The organism is Alishewanella tabrizica, assembly GCF_014652375.1.
Lineage (GTDB): Bacteria > Pseudomonadota > Gammaproteobacteria > Enterobacterales > Alteromonadaceae > Alishewanella > Alishewanella tabrizica.
Map to the genome: position 1 here is coordinate 102,767 of NZ_BMYR01000006.1, position 21,706 is coordinate 124,472.

General features: G+C 47.4%; 17 protein-coding genes. 13 read left to right on the forward strand and 4 right to left on the reverse strand.

From position 1 onward, the window contains the following. The first annotated feature begins 54 nt into the window (after positions 1–54). From IE070_RS08275 to IE070_RS08310, 8 genes are all read left to right on the forward strand, one after another. Complete coding sequence (locus IE070_RS08275; protein WP_189482341.1) at positions 55–2,010, forward strand: alpha-amylase family glycosyl hydrolase; 1,956 nt, start codon at positions 55–57, stop codon at positions 2,008–2,010. 9 nt (positions 2,011–2,019) lie between these two features. Further along, positions 2,020–4,515 carry a glycoside hydrolase family 31 protein gene (locus IE070_RS08280; protein ID WP_189482343.1) on the forward strand — a complete coding sequence of 832 codons (2,496 nt, stop codon included), beginning with the start codon at positions 2,020–2,022 and terminating at the stop codon, positions 4,513–4,515. Positions 4,516–4,653: 138 nt separating this feature from the next. Then, positions 4,654–6,510, forward strand: coding sequence for a glycoside hydrolase family 13 protein (locus IE070_RS08285; RefSeq protein WP_189482344.1), 1,857 nt, complete (start codon positions 4,654–4,656; stop codon positions 6,508–6,510). A gap of 194 nt (positions 6,511–6,704) precedes the next feature. Further along, positions 6,705–6,881, forward strand: coding sequence for a hypothetical protein (locus IE070_RS08290; RefSeq protein ID WP_189482346.1), 177 nt, complete (start codon positions 6,705–6,707; stop codon positions 6,879–6,881). A 122-nt stretch (positions 6,882–7,003) separates the two neighbouring features. Further along, the gene (locus tag IE070_RS08295) at positions 7,004–7,801 is read left to right on the forward strand and encodes a PhzF family phenazine biosynthesis protein (protein WP_189482348.1); all 798 of its coding nucleotides are present in this window, start codon (positions 7,004–7,006) and stop codon (positions 7,799–7,801) included. 176 nt (positions 7,802–7,977) lie between these two features. Beyond that, a complete protein-coding gene (locus tag IE070_RS08300; protein WP_189482350.1) occupies positions 7,978–8,346 on the forward strand; it encodes a PH domain-containing protein in 369 nt (122 codons plus the stop codon). A gap of 35 nt (positions 8,347–8,381) precedes the next feature. Next, positions 8,382–8,792 (forward strand): hypothetical protein, encoded by a 411-nt coding sequence (locus tag IE070_RS08305; protein WP_189482352.1) that lies wholly within the window; start codon positions 8,382–8,384, stop codon positions 8,790–8,792. Between the two features lie 295 nt (positions 8,793–9,087). Next, positions 9,088–9,306, forward strand: coding sequence for a hypothetical protein (locus tag IE070_RS08310; protein ID WP_229796987.1), 219 nt, complete (start codon positions 9,088–9,090; stop codon positions 9,304–9,306). A gap of 309 nt (positions 9,307–9,615) precedes the next feature. Here the strand turns inward: IE070_RS08310 and IE070_RS08315 are convergent, their stop codons facing one another. Further along, a complete protein-coding gene (locus IE070_RS08315) occupies positions 9,616–11,214 on the reverse strand; it encodes a glycoside hydrolase family 32 protein (protein WP_189482354.1) in 1,599 nt (532 codons plus the stop codon). A 375-nt stretch (positions 11,215–11,589) separates the two neighbouring features. Between IE070_RS08315 and IE070_RS08320 the strand changes: the two genes are divergently transcribed. Then, positions 11,590–12,810 carry an ROK family transcriptional regulator gene (locus tag IE070_RS08320; protein WP_189482356.1) on the forward strand — a complete coding sequence of 407 codons (1,221 nt, stop codon included), beginning with the start codon at positions 11,590–11,592 and terminating at the stop codon, positions 12,808–12,810. A 34-nt stretch (positions 12,811–12,844) separates the two neighbouring features. On the opposite strand, the gene IE070_RS08325 is transcribed toward IE070_RS08320, so the two are convergent. Both IE070_RS08325 and IE070_RS08330 read right to left on the reverse strand, forming a co-directional pair. Beyond that, on the reverse strand, positions 12,845–14,179 hold the full coding sequence (locus IE070_RS08325; RefSeq protein WP_189482358.1) for a sugar porter family MFS transporter: 1,335 nt from the start codon (positions 14,177–14,179) through the stop codon (positions 12,845–12,847). Positions 14,180–14,298: 119 nt separating this feature from the next. Beyond that, positions 14,299–15,099: a sulfite exporter TauE/SafE family protein gene (locus IE070_RS08330; protein WP_189482359.1), complete on the reverse strand. Its 801-nt coding sequence runs from the start codon at positions 15,097–15,099 to the stop codon at positions 14,299–14,301. Between the two features lie 143 nt (positions 15,100–15,242). On the opposite strand from IE070_RS08330, the gene IE070_RS08335 reads away from it, so the two are divergent. Beyond that, the gene (locus IE070_RS08335; protein WP_189482361.1) at positions 15,243–16,283 is read left to right on the forward strand and encodes a linear amide C-N hydrolase; all 1,041 of its coding nucleotides are present in this window, start codon (positions 15,243–15,245) and stop codon (positions 16,281–16,283) included. Here IE070_RS08335 and IE070_RS08340 read toward each other — a convergent pair. Continuing rightward, complete coding sequence (locus tag IE070_RS08340) at positions 16,246–17,202, reverse strand: TDT family transporter (protein WP_189482363.1); 957 nt, start codon at positions 17,200–17,202, stop codon at positions 16,246–16,248. The two genes, IE070_RS08335 and IE070_RS08340, sit on opposite strands and share 38 nt — an antisense overlap. 119 nt (positions 17,203–17,321) lie before the next feature. Here IE070_RS08340 and IE070_RS08345 point away from each other — a divergent pair, with 119 nt between their 5' ends. The 3 genes from IE070_RS08345 to IE070_RS08355 all read left to right on the forward strand — a co-directional run bounded on the left by IE070_RS08345 (position 17,322) and on the right by IE070_RS08355 (position 21,704). Further along, positions 17,322–18,188 carry a LysR substrate-binding domain-containing protein gene (locus tag IE070_RS08345; protein WP_189482365.1) on the forward strand — a complete coding sequence of 289 codons (867 nt, stop codon included), beginning with the start codon at positions 17,322–17,324 and terminating at the stop codon, positions 18,186–18,188. A gap of 248 nt (positions 18,189–18,436) precedes the next feature. Then, complete coding sequence (locus tag IE070_RS08350) at positions 18,437–19,933, forward strand: MFS transporter (RefSeq protein ID WP_189482366.1); 1,497 nt, start codon at positions 18,437–18,439, stop codon at positions 19,931–19,933. A gap of 37 nt (positions 19,934–19,970) precedes the next feature. After that, entirely contained in the window at positions 19,971–21,704 is a 1,734-nt protein-coding gene (locus tag IE070_RS08355; protein WP_189482369.1) for an alpha-amylase family glycosyl hydrolase, read from the forward strand. The last annotated feature ends 2 nt before the right edge of the window (positions 21,705–21,706 follow it).

The window sequence follows — 21,706 nt, forward strand, 5'->3', positions numbered from 1 at the left end:
TGTTCTGCGGTAACGTAACGCCTAGAATAAGATCAGACAACAAGGTAATCGTGTATGCAGCAGCTTTCATTTGCCTTAGGTGCAAAGCGCCTGGCCTTTTCAGTAAGTGCTATTACTCTTTCATTATTAGTCGCGTGTGGTAAAGCCACCAGCCCCACGGCACCAAACACAGTATCTGATGCCCCTACCGTCACCGCAGCAGCCAATGAGCCTAGCGCCGCACCAGCCGCAGAACCTAGCGGCAAAGCGGTGGTGTATCAAGTGTTTACTCGGCTATTTGGTAATACCAATACGACCAATACACCATGGGGTACGTTGGAAGAAAACGGTGTAGGGAAGTTTAACGACTTTACCGACGACGCGCTAAAAGGTATTAAAGCATTAGGCACTACCCATATTTGGTATACCGGGGTACCGCATCATGCTGTGATCACCGATTACACCGCTTATGGTATCAGTAATGATGATCCCGACGTCGTAAAAGGCCGTGCCGGATCGCCCTATGCGGTAAAAGACTATTACAGTGTAAACCCCGATTTAGCCGTTGATCCCGCTCAGCGCTTACAAGAGTTTCAGGCGTTAATCGCCCGCACCCATCAACAGGGTATGAAAGTGTTGATCGACATTGTGCCAAACCACGTGGCGCGTGATTATCACTCATTACAAAAGCCCGAAGGCGTAGCCGATTTTGGTGCGAACGATGATACTCGCGTAGCGTATGCTCGCGATAACAACTTTTACTATGTGCCGGGGGCGGCCTTTCAGGTGCCGCAGTGGCCTGCAGAGTATCAGGTATTAGGCGGCGAAACGCATCCATTGGCCGATGGCAAATTTAACGAAAACCCTGCGAAGTGGACCGGAAATGGCGCGCGCGCCGCGCAACCGGCCTTTGACGATTGGTACGAAACAGTAAAAATTAATTATGGTGTGCGCCCTGATGGCAGTTATGATTTTGACACTTTACCGGCAGACTACGCCGAAAAAGACTGGCAAGCGCATTATCAATTTTGGCAGGGCAAAAATGTGCCCGATTCGTGGATAAAATTCCGAGATATTACCCTGTACTGGATTGGGATGGGCGTAGATGGTTTTCGCTATGATATGGCCGAAATGGTGCCCGTTGAGTTTTGGAGCTACTTAAACTCTCATATCAAGCAGGTTAATCCAAACGCTTTTTTGCTGGCTGAAGTGTATCAACCGCAGTTGTATCGTGATTACTTAAAGCTCGGTTTAATGGACTACCTTTATGATAAGGTGGAATTTTATGACAGCTTAAAATTAGTGATGCAGGGTAAAGGACCAACCTCAGCGCTGGTGGCTACGCAAGAGCGCATGGCTGATATCGAACACCATATGCTGCATTTCTTAGAAAACCATGATGAACAGCGTATTGCTAGCCCTGAATTTGCTGGTGATGCCCGTAAAGGGATGCCCGCGATGGTGGTTTCGACCTTAATTAGCAGCTCACCCACCATGTTGTATTTTGGCCAAGAGGTTGGCGAGCCTGGTGCGGTAGATGCCGGCTTTGGTAAAGCAAGCCGTACCACCATTTTTGATTACTGGGGCGTACCGCATCATCAACGCTGGGTGAATGGTGGTAAGTTTGATGGTGGGGCACTTAGCCCAGAAGAGAAAAGCTTACGGCAATTTTATAGCACCTTACTGAGTTTTAGCCGTTCTGCGCCGGCACTAAATGGCGGTTATACTGAGCTACACCGCGTCAATTTGGCGGCGGGCACAGCGTATTCCGAGCAGCAATTGGCATTTGCTCGCTATTCTGCCGAGCAGCAATTAGTGGTAGTGAGCCATTTTAACGCGGAGCAAGCGACAGCGTTTACCTTAACCCTACCGGCTGAACTGATTAGCACATGGCAGTTAGCCGATGGTAAATATGGCTTGCATGAACAGCTTACGGGCACCAGTCATGAGTTAGTGGTTGCCAATGGCGTAGGCAGTATTGCCATAACGTTGGCGCCATTGGGCTCTGTGGTTTATCAGATTGTTCGTTAAGGGGGCGTTATGCGTCTAGTCACAGGATTTTATGCGATTTTAAGCCTGGTAGTGCTTCCCGTGTTTCAGCTTGAGGCGGCTGAGGCCGTCACGGCGGGGGTAGAGGAGCACTATCAATCACACCGGGTAACCGAAAACCAATTGTGGTTAACCACCGATCGCGGTGAGGTAAGCCTAACGTTTTACAACAATGCCACAGTTGAAGTGTTCTATCAGCCAACAGGGCGGATACAGTTGCCCTCGTTAATTTTGGGCAATAAACCGCAACCGGTGCAGGTAACACTAAAACAGGCGGCCGATAGTCTCACGCTAGAAAGCCCAGCATTAACGGTACAAATTCAAAAAAGCCCGTTGTCGCTGCGCTTTTATCATCAAGGCCAATTGCTAACAGAGCAAGTAGGCGGTGTGGCGCAAGGTGCCGAACCGATCGATTTTACCTTTAGCTTGGATACTAACGAAACGCTGTTTGGAGCTGGCCAGCGCGTACTTGGTATGGATCGGCGTGGTCACAAACTGCCGCTCTATAATAAAGCACATTATGGTTACAGCACTGAATCGAGCCAAATGTACTTTAGTTTGGCTGGGATCATGTCGAGCAAAAACTATATGCTGCTGTTTGATAATGGCGCGACGGGTGAGATCGATTTAGGCCACACCGCGAACGATATATTACGCTTTAGCGCCCAAGGCGGGCGCTCGGCGTATGTAGTCGTTGCCGGGAATACAACGCCAGAACTGCTCAGTCATTATATCAGCGCCAGTGGTAAGCCACCGTTACCAGCTCGCTGGACCTTGGGTAACTATGCATCACGGTTTGGCTATCGTACCGAAGCAGAAGCCCGAGCGGTGGTACAAAAATTCCGTGAATTAGCGCTGCCGTTAGATGCTATCGTTTTAGACTTATATTGGTTTGGGCCGGATATTCAAGGCCATATGGGCAATTTAGCCTGGGATCGAAAGGCGTTTCCCGATCCTGATGGTATGTTGGCTGATTTTGCGGCCGATGGCGTTAATACCATTTTAATTACCGAGCCTTTTATTCTAACCAGTTCCACACGCTGGCAAGAGGCTGTCGATGCAGGGGCGTTAGCGCTGGGGCCGGATGGCAAACCGAAGACCTTTGATTTTTACTTTGGCAATACTGGGCTATTAGATGTGTTTAGTCCCAAAGCAACGGCGTGGTTTTGGCCGATTAATCGCCAGTTATTGCAGCAAGGTGTCGCCGGTATTTGGGGCGATTTAGGTGAGCCAGAAGTCCATCCAGCAGATGCCTTGCACGATGTACCGGGTATCGGCTTATTACCTGCCGACGCCGTACACAATGCCTATGGCCATCGCTGGGCTGAATTAGTGCATAACGGATTTAAAGCGGATTTTCCTGAGCGGCGCCCCTTTATTATGATGCGTGCCGGCAATTTAGGCTCGCAACGTTTTGGGATGGTGCCTTGGACCGGCGATGTTGATCGCAGCTGGGGTGGCTTAAAACCCCAAGTTGAGTTAGCGCTTCAAATGGGTTTATTTGGCTTTGGTTGGATCCATTCCGATTTGGGTGGTTTTGCCGGCGGCGAAACCTTCGATCCAGAACTCTACATTCGCTGGTTACAGTATGGGGTATTTCAACCAGTATTTCGCCCGCATGCACAAGAGCATATTGCGCCCGAACCGGTATTTCATAGCACTGAGGTCATCGAAACCCTGCGCCCTTGGCTTGAGCTTCGTTATCGTTTATTGCCTTATAACTACACCTTAGCGTATCAACATAGCCAAACGGGCATACCGCTGATGCGTCCGTTATTTTTCTTGGATGAGCAAAATCGGGCATTACGCGATGAGGCCAATAGCTATTTGTGGGGCGACGCCTTTTTAGTGGCGCCGGTTACCGCACCGGGTGCGACCCGCTGGCCTGTTAATGTGCCTAACGGCATTTGGTTCGACTTTTTTAATGGTGAACGGCTGGTCGGGGGTAACGTGATCGAGCGCCCCGTAACGCTTGATACGATTCCGGTGTTGGTGAAAGCCGGTAGCTTTATTCCAATGACGTCAGTCATTCAGCGCACCGCCGATTACCGTAGTGAGGCGTTAACGCTGCATTACTATGCCGATAGCAGCGTAATAAGTGCCCAGGGCGAAATGTATGAAGACGACGGCGTCACGCCTGATGCACTGGCCAAAGGGCAGTATAGCCTGTTACGTTTTGCGGCCGAAAGTCAGTTAGCCGAAAGCGCTACGCAGCCAGATCGCGTTGCGCAATTGCAGATCACGATGCAACAAGAGGGCGGAGATTACCAAGGCAAGCCAACACAACGGGCAATTACGCTGGTACTGCATAATCAACGTGCGCAACCGAAAAACATCCGTGTGGATGGCCGCTTTATTCCGGTGGTGGCGCAGCCACAGCGTTTTGCCCGAGGCAGTGAGCTGGCATATTACGACAAAGCCAGTAAACAGCTAAAGATTAAGGTGAGCAAGCTACAAGGCGATGCGGTATGGCACATTCAGTATTAAGTTCGCAGAGCGCGTGTCCCATGTGGCCGTAATCGCAGCACTATTAACGTTTATATTGGCACCGGTAATAACATCCGCGCCAACGTTAGCGCCCATATCAGTACCGGTAACTGCTATGTTCAAGAAGGATATCCTCTAATGCGTAATATTGTTGCTGCGTTAACCTTACTGTGCAGTGCGTACGGCACGGCAGCGGTTGATATTAAACGGATCGAACCCGCAAACTGGTGGGTGGGTATGGCGCATCCTCAAGTTGAAGTGATGCTCTATGGCGAGAATATCGCCAGCTTTACGCCACAATTACAGTATCCCGGAGTACATATTTCTGCCGTAAACCGCACCGATAACCCGAACTATTTATTTGTTGAACTTACCATCAGCCAAACGGCGGTGGCGGGTGCCGTGCCGATTACATTACTGAACAAGGCGACAGAGGTTGCCAGCTTTAACTACCCGCTATTGGCTCGGCGGCAACATTCGGCTCAGCGGCAAGGATTTAATCCAAGCGATGTGATTTACCTGGTGACCCCCGATCGCTTTGTTAATGCCAATCCCGACAATGACAGCGTGCCGGAAATGTTGGAGAGCGCCAATCGCAGTAACGACAGTGGTCGCCACGGAGGCGATATTGCCGGTATGCAGCGCGCCTTACCTTATCTGTCGACGTTGGGTATAACCGCCGTATGGCCCACACCCCTGACCGAAAATAACCAGCCAGCCTATTCTTATCATGGTTATTCGGCGACCGACTTTTATCGGGTCGATCCACGTTTTGGTAGCAATGAACAATTTCGAGACTTTGTCGCAGAGGCTAATCGGCAAGGGATCAAGGTGATTCAGGATATTATTGTGAATCATATTGGCAGTAATCATTGGTGGATGAAAGATTTGCCTGCATCGGACTGGTTAAATTTTCCTAAAGGCGACAAACAAGGCAACTTTGTCCCTACCAATCATAATCGAAGCACCATACAAGATCCTTATGCGGCGGAGAGTGATCGCACCTTGTTTACCGATGGTTGGTTTGTCGACACAATGCCCGACTTAAACCAGCGACAACCACAATTAGCCACTTACTTAATTCAAAACAGCATTTGGTGGGTGGAGTTTGCCGGTTTATCCGGGATTCGGGAAGATACCTATTCCTATGCCGACAAAGCCTTTTTAAGCGAGTGGGGCCGCCGCATTATGCAGGAATACCCCAACTTTAATATCGTCGGCGAAGAGTGGAGCCCTAACCCGTTGATCGTATCGTACTGGCAGGCGGGTAAACAGAATAAAGATGGTTATGTTTCGTATACGCCGTCGATGTTGGACTTCCCCATTTACGATGCCTTACTGAAATCGCTGGCTGAACCCGAAAGCTGGAACAGTGGTTGGATCCGGCTGTACGAAATGCTCAGTAACGATCATGTATATGCGAACCCGTTTAATTTAGTCATTTTTGAAGGTAACCACGATACCGCTCGCTTATTCTCGGTATTGGGTGAAGACGAAGACCTGTTTCGCATGGCGTTAGGGTATTTATTCACCATGCGCGGTATTCCACAGCTGTTTTACGGTACTGAACTGGCTATGACCAGCCCAGCCCAGCGTGATGACGGTAAAGTGCGCGCCGACTTCCCCGGTGGCTGGGCAGGCGATAAGGTAAATGCCTTTACGGGTCAGGGCTTAAGTGCGTTGCAGCAACGCACCCAGCAATGGGTCAGCACCTTATTAAACTGGCGCAAAACCGCGACCGCCATTCACAATGGTAAATTGCTACACTATGCCCCCGACAATGGGACTTACACCTACTTCCGCTACAATGCCGAACACACCGTGATGGTGGTTATGAACAAGCAAGCCGAAGCTGCCACTCTGGATTTAGCGCGCTTTAGCCAAGTGCTGCCAACCGGTAAAACCGCCACAGAGGTACTAAGCGGCAAGCGCCTAACGCTTGACAAACACCTCAGCGTACCCGCCCGCGGCATACTGATTTTAGATATTCGGTAATCCTCGCAAGCATCGCCCCTCAGCTAAGGAATTAGCGAGGGGCTTGCCATAAAGCATTTCAATAACAAATGTATTACCTTTTTTATTCTTATTTATTGAAGTTTTATTCTGGCTGTTAAATATGAGTCTGGATAGCTTTATTTTAAAATGTGTTTTAGGATTATTCACAAGGTGGCTAGTGAAAAGGAAAGATAATGAAGCAAAACGAAAACGAGACGGCAAAAGTGCTAGCACTCTTTGTCACTGGTTTCTTAACTGAAATAGCCTTAATTCAGTCCATGATGCGCTCCAAAACGCTTACCGTTATGGTTATTGTTGGTGTTGTCCTTTTTGTAGGTTTTTTTTACTTTTTATTCAATATGGCAACCTGATAGTACATAAAACTGCACACGACAACAGCGTTGGTGGTTTGCAGCGGCGTATCCCGTTAAGAAAGTGCGGGAGATGGCTTTCTAATAATCGTGTTAAACAGTATTAAAATCAGAGCACTCAAATGGAACTGAACATAGTGGTTGTGGATGCTTTTACGGATGCTGTATTTGGTGGGAACCCCGCAGCCGTAATCATTTTAGAAAAATGGCTTTCCGATGAATTAATGCAGTCTATAGCAGCAGAAAACAATCTTTCTGAAACTGCTTTCGTGGTTCCTGATGAGACATCAACCTACCTGATCCGATGGTTTTCGCCGCTTACTGAAATTACCTTTTGTGGCCATGCAACCTTAGCCTCTGCTTTCGTGCTGTTTAATGGGATGCCATTGGTAAGCCGCCTGACGTTTTCAGCTAAGGCTGTTGGAACCTTTGTGGTTGAAAAAGCCGAATCAGGCCAGATTCAGATGAATTTTCCAAATACCAAGCCTGAAAAGGTGGACAGTATACCCAGTGATCTTACTGCGGGTCTTTCTATTGCCCCGGTAGAGGTTTATTGTAATTCTCAAGCCTATTTCGTCATTTATGGTTCTGAAGCTGAAGTACGCACTGTGCAGCGTAATAATGAATCTTTACAGCGACTTAAGCCTCTTGATGTTGTGGTTACATGCAGGTCTGAAACAAAGGATTACGACTTTATTTCCAGGTATTTTTGGCCTGCGAATGGTGGGGATGAGGATCCTGTTACAGGCTCGATTCATACTGGCTTAGCACCGCTTTGGGCTGAGCGTATGGGTAAAAATGATCTTGTCGCCTTTCAAGCTTCAAAACGGGGCGGGATTATCAATTGTTTGGTTTCAGGAAACAGGGTGGTTATCTCTGGTTATGCGGTTCAGTATTTAAGTGGGACTATTACCGTTTAGCGCTATACTTTTTTATGGCGTCTGGCTCAGCCGTCTTTACGTTACCGTGATGCGCTGTGGTTGTTGCGTCGCAAAAGCTCAAATGAAGGGTATTGTTATTCAATATTACCCGTGATGGTTGGTATACAAGAATTTGGCTATACAAGTAGCAATCACAAAAAGATAAAGGAATCAGCATGATCGATTTCAACAACAAGGGATTTTTTAAACTTAAGCAGAATACTGACTATGCAGAAAATGTCGCAGCGTTACTGCTTGATGATGAAACAATCATCGATGCCTATAAATCGATGCGCGATGGGGTCGTGTTTACCAGCAAAAGAATTATCGTCATCAACGTGCAAGGATTAACGGGCAGCAAAAAAGATTTTACATCCATTCCCTATAAAAACATTGTGGCTTATTCGGTAGAAACATCAGGTACTTTTGATCTGGATTCAGAGCTAGAGATCTACCTTTCTTCAATAGGTAAGGTAAAGTTCGAGTTCACGGGGAAAACGTCTATGGTGGCAATATCCAAGCATATTTCGCAGCATTCGCTATGAAATTAGTTATGTAAGTAATTTAAGGAAAGCCGATTATGTTACGTACGCCATTAGCGAAGTGCCACACCGTTCTTGCGAAAGCTGAGTTTCGATACTATCGTCGTTGGCAAATTGGCACGGCAGTACTGATGTTGTTTGCTGCGCTGAGTATTTCAATACTTAATCTTGCAGCAGAGTCTTTTATCCTTGCTGCTATTCCTCATATCATGGTCATTTGTATTATGGCGTTACGATTTCTTTTAAATGTTCTTGCTGATGAAAAGTTTGATGCCAGTGCGATCTATACGCTTTATGTTCCTGCGGCAATTAAGTCGAAACGTTTTATGGCAATAAGCAATATGACGAATCGTGTCTATTACAGCATGGTAATGCTCGTTTCCTATCTATTAATTACTGCCACGTTTTTACTACCGGTAGTGTTGATAAGCCGTTATCTCAGTCGTTAATACCCAATAATGCCACCAACTTCCCAACTTCGGGGTCAGATACCGAATGATTTAGATAACGAATTTTTATTAGGTATAGAGGTTATTGGTTATGTCGCAGCATCAATTGCCATTATCGCTATTTGTTTTATTCCTATTGTGGCTAAGCTTAGGCATGGTTGATTTTATGCAATTTGTATTGTAGTTTGCATTAATGTAAATACAAAAGATTGAGTGTGCTGGTAAAGTAGCTAGTAAAAGCAATTCTGAAACATACTTTTGATGAGCTTCTCAAAAAGAAATAGGAGTAAGGTATATGGATTATGCGCTTATGAAATATGTAGCCGGGTTTTTTATAGTATTTATGTTAAGTATGGGCGCATTAGCGTATTACCTCGGTTGTCGCAAAACAAATACCCCAAAATTAGCAGGGTTAGTGGGGCTGTTATTGTCGGTATTCCCGCCACTGGTATTAATATATCTGGCGATATTGGTATTGAGAAAAGACCTGAATGAAACTGCTGCTTTGGCGTAATGGCGGCGAGTGATTTTTGCATATCATGTGCATGTAGTTCTCTAGGTACGGACTTTATAAAGTCCGTACCTATTTTGTAGTAGCGTTATAAAATGCGAGGTCGACAATCAGTGACAGCATTACCATATCGACAGCAGCACCCCGGCAGGTAAACCATACCCACGGCATAAGGTAAGTCTATCGCCGGCTGGCTATGCAAAAAAATAGCCCAGCAACTCAGTTAGTAAAAGAGCGTAAAGGATAATTCTCTAGGATTTTTGCAGCTTAATCTTCCATATAGAAAACATTATACTGAGCTTGTGTGCAGCCTCACTTTTTTTGCCAAATCGAACTTAGCTGGCTTATTGTTACTTGCTTAAGCTGCACCGTGTTATCCGCGCTAATGTTGAGCTTTGTATAAGGTTGTTCTGGAAAAACAATACTGGTCATAACGGTTCGCCCTTTATCCGCAAATATTTCTATAGAAGCCCTGTCTAAAAATATTTCAAGATGTAGCACGCCTTTTTCAATCTTTAGCGGTGCACGTTGTACAGAGGGAAAATTAACATCAAAATCTGCAAGGCCTGCAGCGGTACGGTCTAAAATCAATTCTCCGGCGGCCGCGTCTATGATCACTTTCAAATTGTTCTTGGCGTTGTTGAACGACAATTCCACAACGCTAGCTTGGTTAAGCTCAAGGTCAAGTTGTACTTTTTGGCCTAATTCTGACGCTTTAGCTAACTTAACGACGTCAACAGGTTGCGCCGCAGCGAGTGTAATATTGTTAACAGAGTGCGTTTCGGTGATTAATGTTGAAAGGCTATCGACGGGCTTAGAACTAATAATATATTGACCGTTAAGCTGCTCAAGTTGCAATTCTCTAACTATCGTCATAGCACTGCGCCAACGCTCAGTAGGTACTTTAATCGCATACTGCCAGTTACTCATCCACCCTATGAATAAGTGACGGCCATCGGCTTTCGGTACATCAGACCACGTCACCCCAGCATAGTTATCTGTGCCATAATCCAGCCAGATTGCAGGTTGTTTTGACGGTGATGTTACTTCGGCAGCACTCAGTTGTTGGTTAAAAGCCGGATCGATGGTAAAAGTTTTACCATCAAAGTCACCCACAAAATACTGGGTAGCTGAGCCACCATTAGGGCCTCCAGGTGTAATACTTACCAGCAGCACATATTTTTCTTCGTCGCTGCCATTTACCCGCATTTTGATCAGATCCGGACATTCCCAAACCCCACCATGTGCGCCAATACCTTCACCAAAGTCGCCCGTGTGTTGCCAGTTTTTTAAATCGGTAGAGCTGTAAAAGCTGATTTTATTTTTTACGGCTAAAGACATCACCCAGCGTGCAGAATCGGCATGCCACATCACTTTTGGATCACGGAAATCTTTAACATCAGGGCTGTTGAGCACCGGGTTGCCTTGATACTTGATCCAGGTTCGGCCTTTATCCAAGCTATAAGCCAACCCTTGTGATTGGTAAGTGGTTGCACCTAAGTTTTCCTGCAGATGATCATGATACGTAAAAATAGCCACCAGTGCCGGATTGTCTTTAGTGCCAAAGCCAGCAGTGTTGTGCCAGTCAACCACTGCGCTACCAGAAAAAATAGTGCCGTGCTTGTCGGGATAAAGTGCGACGGGTTGTTGTTGCCAGTGCACCAAATCCTTGCTGATGGCATGCCCCCAATGCATGGGCCCCCATACATTGGCATACGGGTTGTACTGGTAAAATAAATGGTATTCGCCGTCAAGATACACCATACCGTTGGGATCATTCATCCATTGCTGCTGTGGCGTAAAATGAAACTGCGGCCGATAGGGCTCTTGATACAGCTCTGGTTTAGCGATGGCATCTTGGGCCAAAATACTACTTACTGAAAAACACAATGCGATCAATTTTCTTTTCATTGTTGCTGCCTTGTCAAAAAGACACCCTAGTGATCTTAGGGTGTGTTGGAAAGCGCTGCTTATGTTTACAGCTAAAGGTACTAAATACGGATAATGCCCCCGCTTTGCTGTTGATTAGCAGTTGCTGGCGTGGCGCTCTGTACGATATTTCACCATAAGAGAATATATAACATTGATTGAATTAAGCAACCGAAATAGTCTTTTTTCTCAGGCTTAACCTTGTCCGTTCACTAAAAAAGCTATGAAGTGAGTTAGCTAGCCATCTGGCTTATGATTAAAATCAACATAGAAAATTAGCCTGTAACTGGTTATCATCAGCAGCGGGTGCAAGTGCGCCAGCTCGTCGTTAGCCAAGCAAAATAGTGTGGTGTTTTTATGGGGCAAGGCAGTAATTCATCAACGCTTCGGCAGTACAACGAGCGTGTCGTTATTTCGGCAGTGCGTAAAATGGCTGTCGCCTCAAAACCTGATCTCGCCCGAAATATTGGGCTTACTCTGCAGTCGCTCACCCGTATTGTCGACGCTTTAGAAGAAAAAGGGCTACTGGAGAAATCCGGCCGCCGCACCGTGGGTATCGGTCAACCTTCTAACTTATATCAGATTAAAGCAGACGGTTTGTTTTCGATTGGCATCAAGCTTGGCCGCCAAAATATAGAATATGTGTTGTCTGATTTTGCCGGCAAGATAATTGAGAAAACACTTCATCGTTATAAAGAACCAACACCAGAGCAACTTGTGACGCTGTTGCATAGTCGTGTTGAACAGCTGTTAATGAAACTTGCCCCGGTGCAACGTGAACGGTTTGTTGGCGTCGGTATTGCTATGCCATGGTTTCTGGGGAATTGGGAAGCTCAAGGCGAAATGGCCCCAGAAATTGCCCAGCAATGGGTTAATATCGACTTTGCTAAGCTACTAGAACAAAAGCTACCCTACCGTATTTTTTTCGAGAATGATTGCTCCGCTGCAGCCGCTGCCGAATTGTATTTTGGCGAGCTAAAAGCACTGAATAACTTTCTTTATATCTATATTGATACCTTTGTTGGCGGCGGGTTAGTGCTTAATGGCAGCCTGGAAAAAGGCATACACAGTAACGCTGCCAACTTAGCCACCTTGCCGGTACCACCGTCGAAGTTGGATAGCCAGCGCCATACCGGTAATTGGGATACTTTAGTCAATAGAGCGTCTATTGCCACGTTACTTAAGCACCTGCGATATCATCAAGTTAATATTGATAATATTGCAGATTTGGCTGAGGTGATAGATGACAACCGGGGACTGGTGCATGATTGGATGCAAGACTGCGCCGAGGGTATTGTCTTTTGCATTATGTCTTGCGTTAGTTTTCTGGATTTAGAAACCGTAGTGATAGATGCACAGCTACCGCCGTATTTGTTAATTGAATTGATCAGCATGATTAAAAGACGTTTAGCGGCAATACCAACAGCCAATCTATTTATACCCAGCGTGCAGAAAGGCAGCCTAGGCGAAGATGCTATTGCTATTGGCGGTGCAATCTTGCCGTTGTATTCGCATTTTGCTCCGGATCGCACCGTGCTACTTAAAGGCGGCGTGCCTGACAGATTGCAGCAAAAATAGCAGCATAGTGCCCAGTATACTATGCTGCCGGTCTTTACTTAGCCGTGGCGACGTTTGAGTTTTCTTGCATAGCTACCGAAAGCGATTCCAAAGTATGCCCCTTAGTCTCTGGCATTATAAATAATACAAAAAACAGTTGTAGTAACATCATAAAAGCAAAGAACATAAAGATGCTGGCAGGGCTAAATACACTTAGGAAAAACGGCATTAGCAAAGTAATTAAAGCGGCAAATACCCAGTGGGTACTGGCACCCAGCGATTGTCCTTTTGCTCGAACTGCATTAGGAAATACTTCAGATATAAACACCCAAATTACTGCGCCCTGGCCAACGGCATGTGCAGCTATAAACAAGAACACAAAGAAGACGACTGCCATACCCCCGATATCAGCGTAAAAGGCGTAAACCACCACAGATAACGATACGAGATAACCTACAGAGCCAATCAGCATAAGCAAGCGCCTGCCTGCTTTATCAATCAGATATAGCCCTAACATGGTAAAAATAAGGTTAATCACTCCAACACCTGCAGATGAGAGTAAAGCAACATCGCTATCCAACCCCGCTAAGGAAAAGATTCTGGGGGCAAAATAAATAATAAAATTAATGCCAGACAATTGGTTAAAAAAAGCGACTAAAAACGCCAGCATCACCGGTAAACGATATTGCCTCGATAGCAGGCTCGATTTTTGTTGTGGCGGTACAGTGCGTTTAATGTCAGCGATAACCTTGTCTATGTCAGGTTCTTGTAATTTTTCAAATACTGCTCTTGCCGCGATTTCGTCTTTTTTATGCAGTATTAACCAGCGAGGACTTTCTGCTACCCGCACGACCAGAAATAAAAATACCATAGCCGGTATAATCTCAACACCGAGCATCCAGCGCCAATCTTCATTGGTGATACCGGAAAGCAGATAGTTACTGAAAAAAGCAACTAAAATACCGAATACAATCTGGAACTGGTATAAGGCAACCAAACGGCCACGATGCTTTGCCGGTGCAATCTCTGCAAGATATGCTGGTACGGCGATCGAAGACACGCCAACACCTAAGCCGCCAATAAAGCGCATAAGAGAAAAGGTATAAGGATCTGCAGCTAAGGCTGAACCCAACGCTGACACAATGTAAAGCACACCAATGGCAATAAGCGTAAGTTTGCGGCCAAACCTGTCGCAGGGCACGCTGCCAAAAAGCGCGCCAATTACCGTGCCCCATAGAGCCGACGACATGATAAAGATACCATGGAATAACGGATCCGTTTGCCACAGCTGCTGAATAGGTAAATCTGCACCGGAGATTACCGCAGTATCAAAGCCGAATAAAAATCCGGCCAGCGCCACCGTTATCGCCCATAAAAATATGGTTTTCATTTTGCCCTGCCTAAGTAACACTGATTTAGTTATTCTGGTTGAGTAGAATAAATTCAGGTAGGCTTGTCAAGATGAATTATAAGGCGAATCTCAAGCAGAGGTTATTCCGCACTCAATAGTCACATTACCGACAGCAGCATTTTAGTGCTTAACAGTAGCAATAATACGGCGAACACCTTTTTGAGCGTTGCTACCGGCAGTTTATGCGCCAGTGATGCCCCGAACGGCGCGGTAGTAAAACTGGCGATGGACATCAACAGTACCCCCGGCAGGTAAACCATACCCACAGCATAAGGTAAGTCTACCCCCGGCTGGCTATGCAACAAATAGCCTAGTGCACCAGCGAATGAAATGGGTAGACCTACGGCGGCAGAGGTGCCTATAGCCTGTTTTAGTGGCATACCCCGCCAGCTGAGATAGGGCACAGTTAATGAGCCGCCACCAATAGATACCAACGCAGACACTGCGCCAATACCACTGCCAACAGCGGCAAGTTCGCCCTTACCTATTGTTTTCGCCTCGGTGCTTACTGCCGTTTTAGGCCGTAACATATTTAAAGCCACATACCCCATAAACACCGCAAAAAAGATGGCTAAGTGTTGCCCACTGATATGGGCGGCTAAAAACGTAGCAGCAAAAGTGCCAAGAATAACGCCTGGTGCCATGGCTTTTACGGTAGGCCATAACACGCCACCTTTAGCATGGTGTGCCCGCATACTGGAAATGGAGGTCATCACAATGGATGCCATTGAAGTGCCCAAGGCTAAATGCACTACATAGTCGGGGGCTAAGCCCATCGCTAGAAAAATAGTGGTGAGCATGGGCACCATAATGCCGCCGCCGCCAATACCCAACAGGCCTGCCATAAAACCCGCAAATACGCCTAGCGCTAAAAACGCCATAATCCATTCAACTGCCATACCTTGCCTTGTTATCCACCACCTGCTAAAGAGAGTGTCACCATAACAAAAAGTGCGCGCTTCACTCATTACTTTTTGTGCCAAAATACCAGAAAAGCGTATAAGGTATTAACGCAATAACTGGCTAACGTAAGGAAGCAACAATGAAATGTCGACTATCGCTATTGCTGGCGTCAATATTGATGACACACATCACTGTCCCCGCCTCAGCGTGCACGCGTGCGGTGTATAAGGGGCCTGAGCACACGGTGATTACCGCGCGCTCAATGGATTGGAAAGACGAAATTCCCGCTAATTTATGGTTATTTCCCCGTGGTATGCAACGCTCAGGCGAAGCGGGCGCCAATTCGGTAAGCTGGACTTCAAAATACGGCAGTGTTGTTGCCAGCTCCTTTGATATTGCCAGTGCCGATGGGATGAACGAAAAAGGCTTGGTTGCGAACTTACTGTGGCTAGTCGAGTCGCGCTATCCTGAATATGACGGCAGTCAACCGGGGTTAAGTATTGCGGCGTGGGTGCAATATATGTTGGACAACTTTGCTACGGTGGCCGAGGCTGTCGCGGTAATGCAACAGGCTCCCTTCGTGATCGTGTCGGCCGATATTCCAGGTACCAGTAAATTTGCTACCTTGCATTTGGCTATCTCCGATGCCACGGGCGATAACGCCGTTTTTGAATACATTGACGGTAAATTAGTGATTCACCACAGCCCCGATTATACCGTCATGACCAATTCGCCCATTTTTGAAAAACAATTGGCGATTAACGAATATTGGAAAGAAATTGGTGGCACCACCATGTTGCCGGGTACTAACAGAGCGGCAGATCGCTTTGTACGGGCATCGTTTTACTTAAATGCGATTCCGCAAACCAGTGATCCTAAGCTGGCGGTAGCCAGCGTATTTAGCGTGATCCGTAATGCGTCTGTGCCTTTTGGCATTTCGTCAGACGCTGAACCCAATATTTCGTCAACCCGCTGGCGTACCGTGTCGGATCAAAAACACTTAACCTATTATTTTGAAACAGCGCTGACGCCCAACACCTTTTGGGTAGATATTCGCAAGGTGAACTTTGCCGCGGGGCAGCCAGTACGTAAGTTAGCGTTAGCGCAACACCAAACCTACGCAGGCGATGCGCTAGCGCAATTTAAACCGGCAAAACCTTTTGTCTTTGCGGGGCTATAACCGTGAAAAGGACAAAACGATACGCGACATAACTGCAAACGAGCGTGGCAATAAGCAGTTCAACATAGGCTAGCCAATAAACCATTGTGGCGAATTGTGACCATTGCCACTGCTGCAACACCGCGCTTGCCTTAAACAGTGCCGTTGCGCCAATCACTAAAGGAAAGGTGTATGCCGCGAAAGCGGGCGTAAAAGGTAAGCGTAACAAGCTTGGCAACGCGACATAGATAATAGCTGTCATTAGCAATGCCAGTAATAACAGCGGTAATACCAACCACGCACTTGGATTTATGGCAAAGCTTAGATAGCCGGTTAGACATAAGCTGGCAGGTGCGGCCAAAATGGCGAAGCTAGGTTTGGCTGCCGCAGGTAACTGACCACCATAGCGTAAACGGTACAGCATGATGGGCAGCATAAGTAGATATGCGATGAAACCAAACCAAAAGAGGCTCGCAATAACCTGGGGTGATATAGCGTCAGGGCTGGTGGCCACCGCCGTGACAATGCCGATAGGTGGCACAAACCACCCCGGAATGAGCTGGCTTAATTGCAGGTTGGGCAAGCGATACCTTAAAAACGCTACAAATAAACTGCTATGCACCAGTACAGCGCCACACCACAGTGGTAACGCGATGGACGCGGGTAGGGCAACTGAAACGATCATTAGTGCCATGGCGAGTGTCGGCAGCACACTGCCCAAAATAGGGTGGGCGAGTTCTTGCCGTAAGACATGCGGATTAACGCAAAACTTAAGTACAACGAGGGCAACCAAGCCACATGCCAGCAGTGCGCTAGCACGCTGTACCATGCCGTCCAACTGCAGTGCGGTATCTAAGCACCAGCCTAAGCTGGCCAGCCCTAACGCCAATGCCGCTAAGGGCGAGGGAATATGTTGGCTACGCTGTAAAATCGTTGGCATGAATCTCTTCCTCTTTATTACACGATCACGGCAGAAAACGACAAGATGGCCTAGCATAGCGCGCACAATTGAATTAGGATATCTGAACGTTTTTAACTAAGCGTTAGGATAAACCGAACATGATTAGCACAAAGAAATTGCAGGTGTTTAGTAGCATTGCCAAACATGGCAATTTAACAGCGGCCGCAGCTGAGCTTTTTCTCAGTAAAGCGGCCGTATCGCAAGCCTTGTCGGAACTGGAAACGCAGTTAACGGCACCGTTATTTGATCGGGTGCATCCCCGCTTAGCCTTAAATGCGCAAGGTAAAATATTGCAGCCGTTAGCGGATGAAGTACTCAGCCGCATTGCCGACATTGAGCAGTTGTTTACGCAAAACCAATTGCAAGGGCAATTGCGCTTGGGGGCAAGCCATACTATAGGCAACTATTTACTGCCGCCGCTTTTAACGGCCTTACCGCCCGGCCACATTCAAGTCAGTATTGAAAATACCTACAGCCTTTGTCAGCAGCTACGGCACTTTGAGTTAGATCTCGCCCTGATTGAGGGTGATAACCCTTTTTCGGAGCTGATCACCCGTCCATGGCTAACGGATGAAATGATTTTGGTGGCGTGGCCCTCGCATCCGCTGGCGATGCAGCATGATATTGATTATGCCATGTTAGCACAGCAGCCTTGGGTGTTGCGCGAAGCCCAATCGGGTAGCCGTGCTCAGTTTCATCAGCATTTAGCGCCAAAGTTAGCAACTCTGGGGCCTATTACCGAGCTGAATGCGTTAGAAGCGGTGATGGCAGCTGTAGAGGCAGGACTTGGGCTAACCTTTATTTCTGCCCATGCGGCGGCGGCACGGCTCGCGCAAGGCCGCTTGGTTAAACTGGCGTTACCCGACGTATTTAGTCGCCAGTTACATTTGGTTTGGCATAAACAAAAATACCATTCTGCTTTAGCTCGGCATTTTATGACGGTGTGCACGCAGGCGGGTTCGTAACGCGATAGGGCATTTTGTTGTGGCTGAATACGTATTCATCTTGTTCTTGCACCAAAATGGCGGTATCTAACAAGCTGACAGGTAACTACCCAAACAACGTAATGGTGCGGCTATGATGCGGCACGGTAAGGCAAAATCCCTATAATGGATTGCTTTGCTGGTTACAGGTTTAGGGTAACTCTACCCGCTAGTGGTGCAACGCATCGGTAGCCGGTAGCAACAATAATAACGCAATAGAGACGATAACTATGCAAACTAAGCCAAACCTTAGCTTCTGGCAGATTTGGAATATGTGCTTTGGATTTTTTGGTATTCAGTTTGGCTTTGCCCTGCAAAATGGCAACGTGAGCCGAATTTTCCAAACCCTTGGCGCTGATATGGATCAAATCCCAATCTTATGGATTGCCGCGCCGCTCACCGGCTTGTTGGTGCAGCCTATTATTGGTCACTTTAGTGACAAAACCTGGACAAAATTAGGCCGTCGCCGGCCGTTCTTTTTATACGGTGCGTTAGCTACCACGGCCGCCCTAGTGATTATGCCCAACTCGCCTACCTTGTGGATTGCCGCGGGCATGTTATGGATTTTAGATGCCGCCATTAACGTGACCATGGAACCCTTCCGTGCCTTTGTGGGCGATAACTTAAATAAAACACAGCGGCCAACCGGCTTTGCCATGCAATCGTTCTTTATTGGTGTCGGCGCGGTCGTGGCCTCAGCCTTACCTTGGATGATGACCAATTGGTTTGGTGTGTCTAATACGGCAGCAGAAGGCTTAATACCTGATTCAGTGGTGTACTCGTTTTATGCCGGGGGTGTGGTGCTGTTTTTAGCCGTGGGTTGGACCATTATTTCTAGCAAAGAATACAGTCCAGAGCAATTAGCCGCCTTTGATGCGGCAGAGCAAGCGGCGCATCCTAGCCCAGCCATTGCCACTCCGGCCGATAACTATTGGCGCAGTGGTGCGGCGGCGGTGGTGATTGGCGTGGTCGCTTTTGCGGCGGTGGGCTTCTGGCAATTAGATAAACAACTGTACTTATTAGGGGCGTTAATTGCCGCCTTTGGTTTATTGCAATGGGCTGCCAGCTGGTTTAAACAGCAGCAAAATCGCAATATGTTAGTGCAATTAACCGACGATCTTTTCACCATGCCTAAAACCATGCGTCAATTGGCGGTTGTGCAGTTTTTCTCATGGTTTCCTTTGTTTGCCATGTGGATCTACACCACCGCGGCGGTGACCAGCTATCACTATGACACTACCGACACCACGTCTGTGGCGTACAATAATGGCGCAGATTGGGTGGGCGTACTCTTTGCGGTTTACAATGGTTTTGCGGCGATTGCCGCATTGCTGATCCCGTTATTAGTCAAGGCGACCAGTACGCAAAAAGCCCACTGTATTAACCTGCTGTTTGGCGCACTGGGCTTATTTTCATTCTTCCTGATTAAAGATCCAACACTGCTGTGGCTGCCGATGATTGCCATTGGTATTGCCTGGGCCTCAATTCTATCACTGCCTTACGCGTTGTTATCTAACTGCCTGCCAGCCAATAAAATGGGCGTGTACATGGGGATGTTTAACATTTTTATTGTTCTGCCACAGTTACTGGCCGCGGCCATTTTAGGCAGTTTAGTCGGCTACCTGTTTCAGGGGCAGGCAATTTATGCGCTGGCGATTGGCGGCGTAAGTTATGTTATTGCGGCACTTTATGTGTTGCGGGTAAAAACCGACAACGCAGCAGCCTAAGATACAGCGCTGCAACAAGAGAAATAAGGATACCTTAATGTTTAAAACGTCACTCACGGCCATCGCTATTGCACTGGCTTTAACGGCCTGTAAACCGGCACCACAGCAAGCCTCTGCTGCGGCAGAACCAGCCGTTTCTGCTGCTAATGCCACTGCCACTCAACAAGCCCCCTGGTGGGACGATGCGGTATTTTATCAAATATGGCCACGTAGCTTTTACGATACCACCGGTAATGGCCATGGTGATTTTAACGGCATGACGGCCAAATTACCCTATTTACAAGAGTTAGGTGTAGATGCCATTTGGTTAACGCCAATGTTTGAAGCGCCGTCGTATCACGGTTACGACTTTACCGAGTTTTATCAGGTAGAAAGTGATTACGGCAGCATGGCGGAGTTTGAAGCCTTTATAAAGGCTGCGGATGCCAAAGGGATGAAGGTGATATTAGATTTGGTGATTAACCATATCTCGCGCGAGCATGAATGGTTTCGCAAATCAGCCGAGGGCGTAGCGCCCTATAAAGATTACTTTGTCTGGCGCAAAGATTTACCGGCCAAAGGCGAGGGCTGGGGCCATGCTTGGGATACCAATGATAACCCCGAAGCGGTATGGCATTTTGACGAACGCCGTGGCGAATATTATTACGCGGCCTTTGGCGCCACACAGCCGGATCTGAATTTAGAACACCCGGATGTGATTGCCGAAATGAAAAAAATGGCTAAGTTCTGGTTGGATAAAGGCGTAGCGGGTTTCCGTTTAGATGCCGTACGCTTTGTCATGGAAAGTGGCCCCGACGGTCAGGCCGATTTACCAGAGACGATCGATTACTGGCGCGACTTTAATGCCTATGTGAAAAGCGTTAACACCGAAGCTTACTTAGTGGGGGAGGCGTGGGTGGACATTCCGGTCGCGGCGAAATACTGGGGAGAGGGTAAAGGGCTTGATCAAGGATTTGACTTTGAAATAGGCTATAAAATTATTGGTCAGCTTAAGCAAGGTGCGGGTAATGCGGCGCAGTTTGGTACCATGAGTGACATACAGGGTAGCGGTACACAAAGTGGCGAGTTACATCCGTTACAAGAAAACCTGCAGCGCCGCTTGGATTCTTCAGCGCCCTTGGCTTTCTTTAGCCCGTTCTTAACCAATCATGATCAAGATCGCGTTGCCTTTCAATTTGCCGATGCGCGCGCGACGGTGCTGCAAAAGTCTAAACTCGCTGCAGCAATGCTCTTTAGCTCACCGGGCACCAAGTATATTTATTACGGTGAAGAAATTGGCTTAACGCAAGCACAAAGTGGTCATGACGTGTACAAGCGCGCGCCGATGCTGTGGAATACTGAAACGCAAGCGGGCTTTACTGCCGCGCCCCTGAGTTGGGTAGAGCAAAAAGAGCTCTTTACCGTGCAGTTCGATAATTGGTGGCCAGGCTTTTTACAGCAACAATTAAGCGCAGGTGGTAACACCGTCGCCGAGCAACAAGCGCAGCCCGATTCACTATGGCGGTTATATCAGTTCTTGATTGCCCAGAAAAAGCAGCGTCCCGAGCTAAAACTTGCCGGCAGCTATCAGGTTACTGAACCGGCCGCTGGACTGCTACAAATTGATCGCGAGCTAAACGGCAGCCGCACCCGCTTTGTGTTAAACCTCAGTGCGCATTCACAGGATATTAGTGCCACATTGGATACTAAGCTAAACGCCAGTTGGGGTTTTGAACTTAATGCAAGTCAGTTAGCACCTTATGGTTTAGCGGTGTTACAAAGCAGCAATTAACA

Bases quoted from the DNA above. Each gene is read 5' to 3' on its own strand.
- IE070_RS08295 (WP_189482348.1), top strand. From the start codon at position 7,004: ATGGAACTGAACATAGTGGTTGTGGATGCTTTTACGGATGCTGTATTT.
- IE070_RS08290 (WP_189482346.1), top strand. From the start codon at position 6,705: ATGAAGCAAAACGAAAACGAGACGGCAAAAGTGCTAGCACTCTTTGTC.
- IE070_RS08275 (WP_189482341.1), top strand. From the start codon at position 55: ATGCAGCAGCTTTCATTTGCCTTAGGTGCAAAGCGCCTGGCCTTTTCA.
- IE070_RS08350 (WP_189482366.1), top strand. From the start codon at position 18,437: ATGCAAACTAAGCCAAACCTTAGCTTCTGGCAGATTTGGAATATGTGC.
- IE070_RS08280 (WP_189482343.1), top strand. From the start codon at position 2,020: ATGCGTCTAGTCACAGGATTTTATGCGATTTTAAGCCTGGTAGTGCTT.
- IE070_RS08305 (WP_189482352.1), top strand. From the start codon at position 8,382: ATGTTACGTACGCCATTAGCGAAGTGCCACACCGTTCTTGCGAAAGCT.
- IE070_RS08325 (WP_189482358.1), bottom strand. From the start codon at position 14,179: ATGAAAACCATATTTTTATGGGCGATAACGGTGGCGCTGGCCGGATTT.
- IE070_RS08335 (WP_189482361.1), top strand. From the start codon at position 15,243: ATGAAATGTCGACTATCGCTATTGCTGGCGTCAATATTGATGACACAC.
- IE070_RS08330 (WP_189482359.1), bottom strand. From the start codon at position 15,099: ATGGCAGTTGAATGGATTATGGCGTTTTTAGCGCTAGGCGTATTTGCG.
- IE070_RS08310 (WP_229796987.1), top strand. From the start codon at position 9,088: ATGGATTATGCGCTTATGAAATATGTAGCCGGGTTTTTTATAGTATTT.
- IE070_RS08340 (WP_189482363.1), bottom strand. From the start codon at position 17,202: ATGCCAACGATTTTACAGCGTAGCCAACATATTCCCTCGCCCTTAGCG.
- IE070_RS08300 (WP_189482350.1), top strand. From the start codon at position 7,978: ATGATCGATTTCAACAACAAGGGATTTTTTAAACTTAAGCAGAATACT.
- IE070_RS08315 (WP_189482354.1), bottom strand. From the start codon at position 11,214: ATGAAAAGAAAATTGATCGCATTGTGTTTTTCAGTAAGTAGTATTTTG.
- IE070_RS08320 (WP_189482356.1), top strand. From the start codon at position 11,590: ATGGGGCAAGGCAGTAATTCATCAACGCTTCGGCAGTACAACGAGCGT.
- IE070_RS08355 (WP_189482369.1), top strand. From the start codon at position 19,971: ATGTTTAAAACGTCACTCACGGCCATCGCTATTGCACTGGCTTTAACG.
- IE070_RS08285 (WP_189482344.1), top strand. From the start codon at position 4,654: ATGCGTAATATTGTTGCTGCGTTAACCTTACTGTGCAGTGCGTACGGC.
- IE070_RS08345 (WP_189482365.1), top strand. From the start codon at position 17,322: ATGATTAGCACAAAGAAATTGCAGGTGTTTAGTAGCATTGCCAAACAT.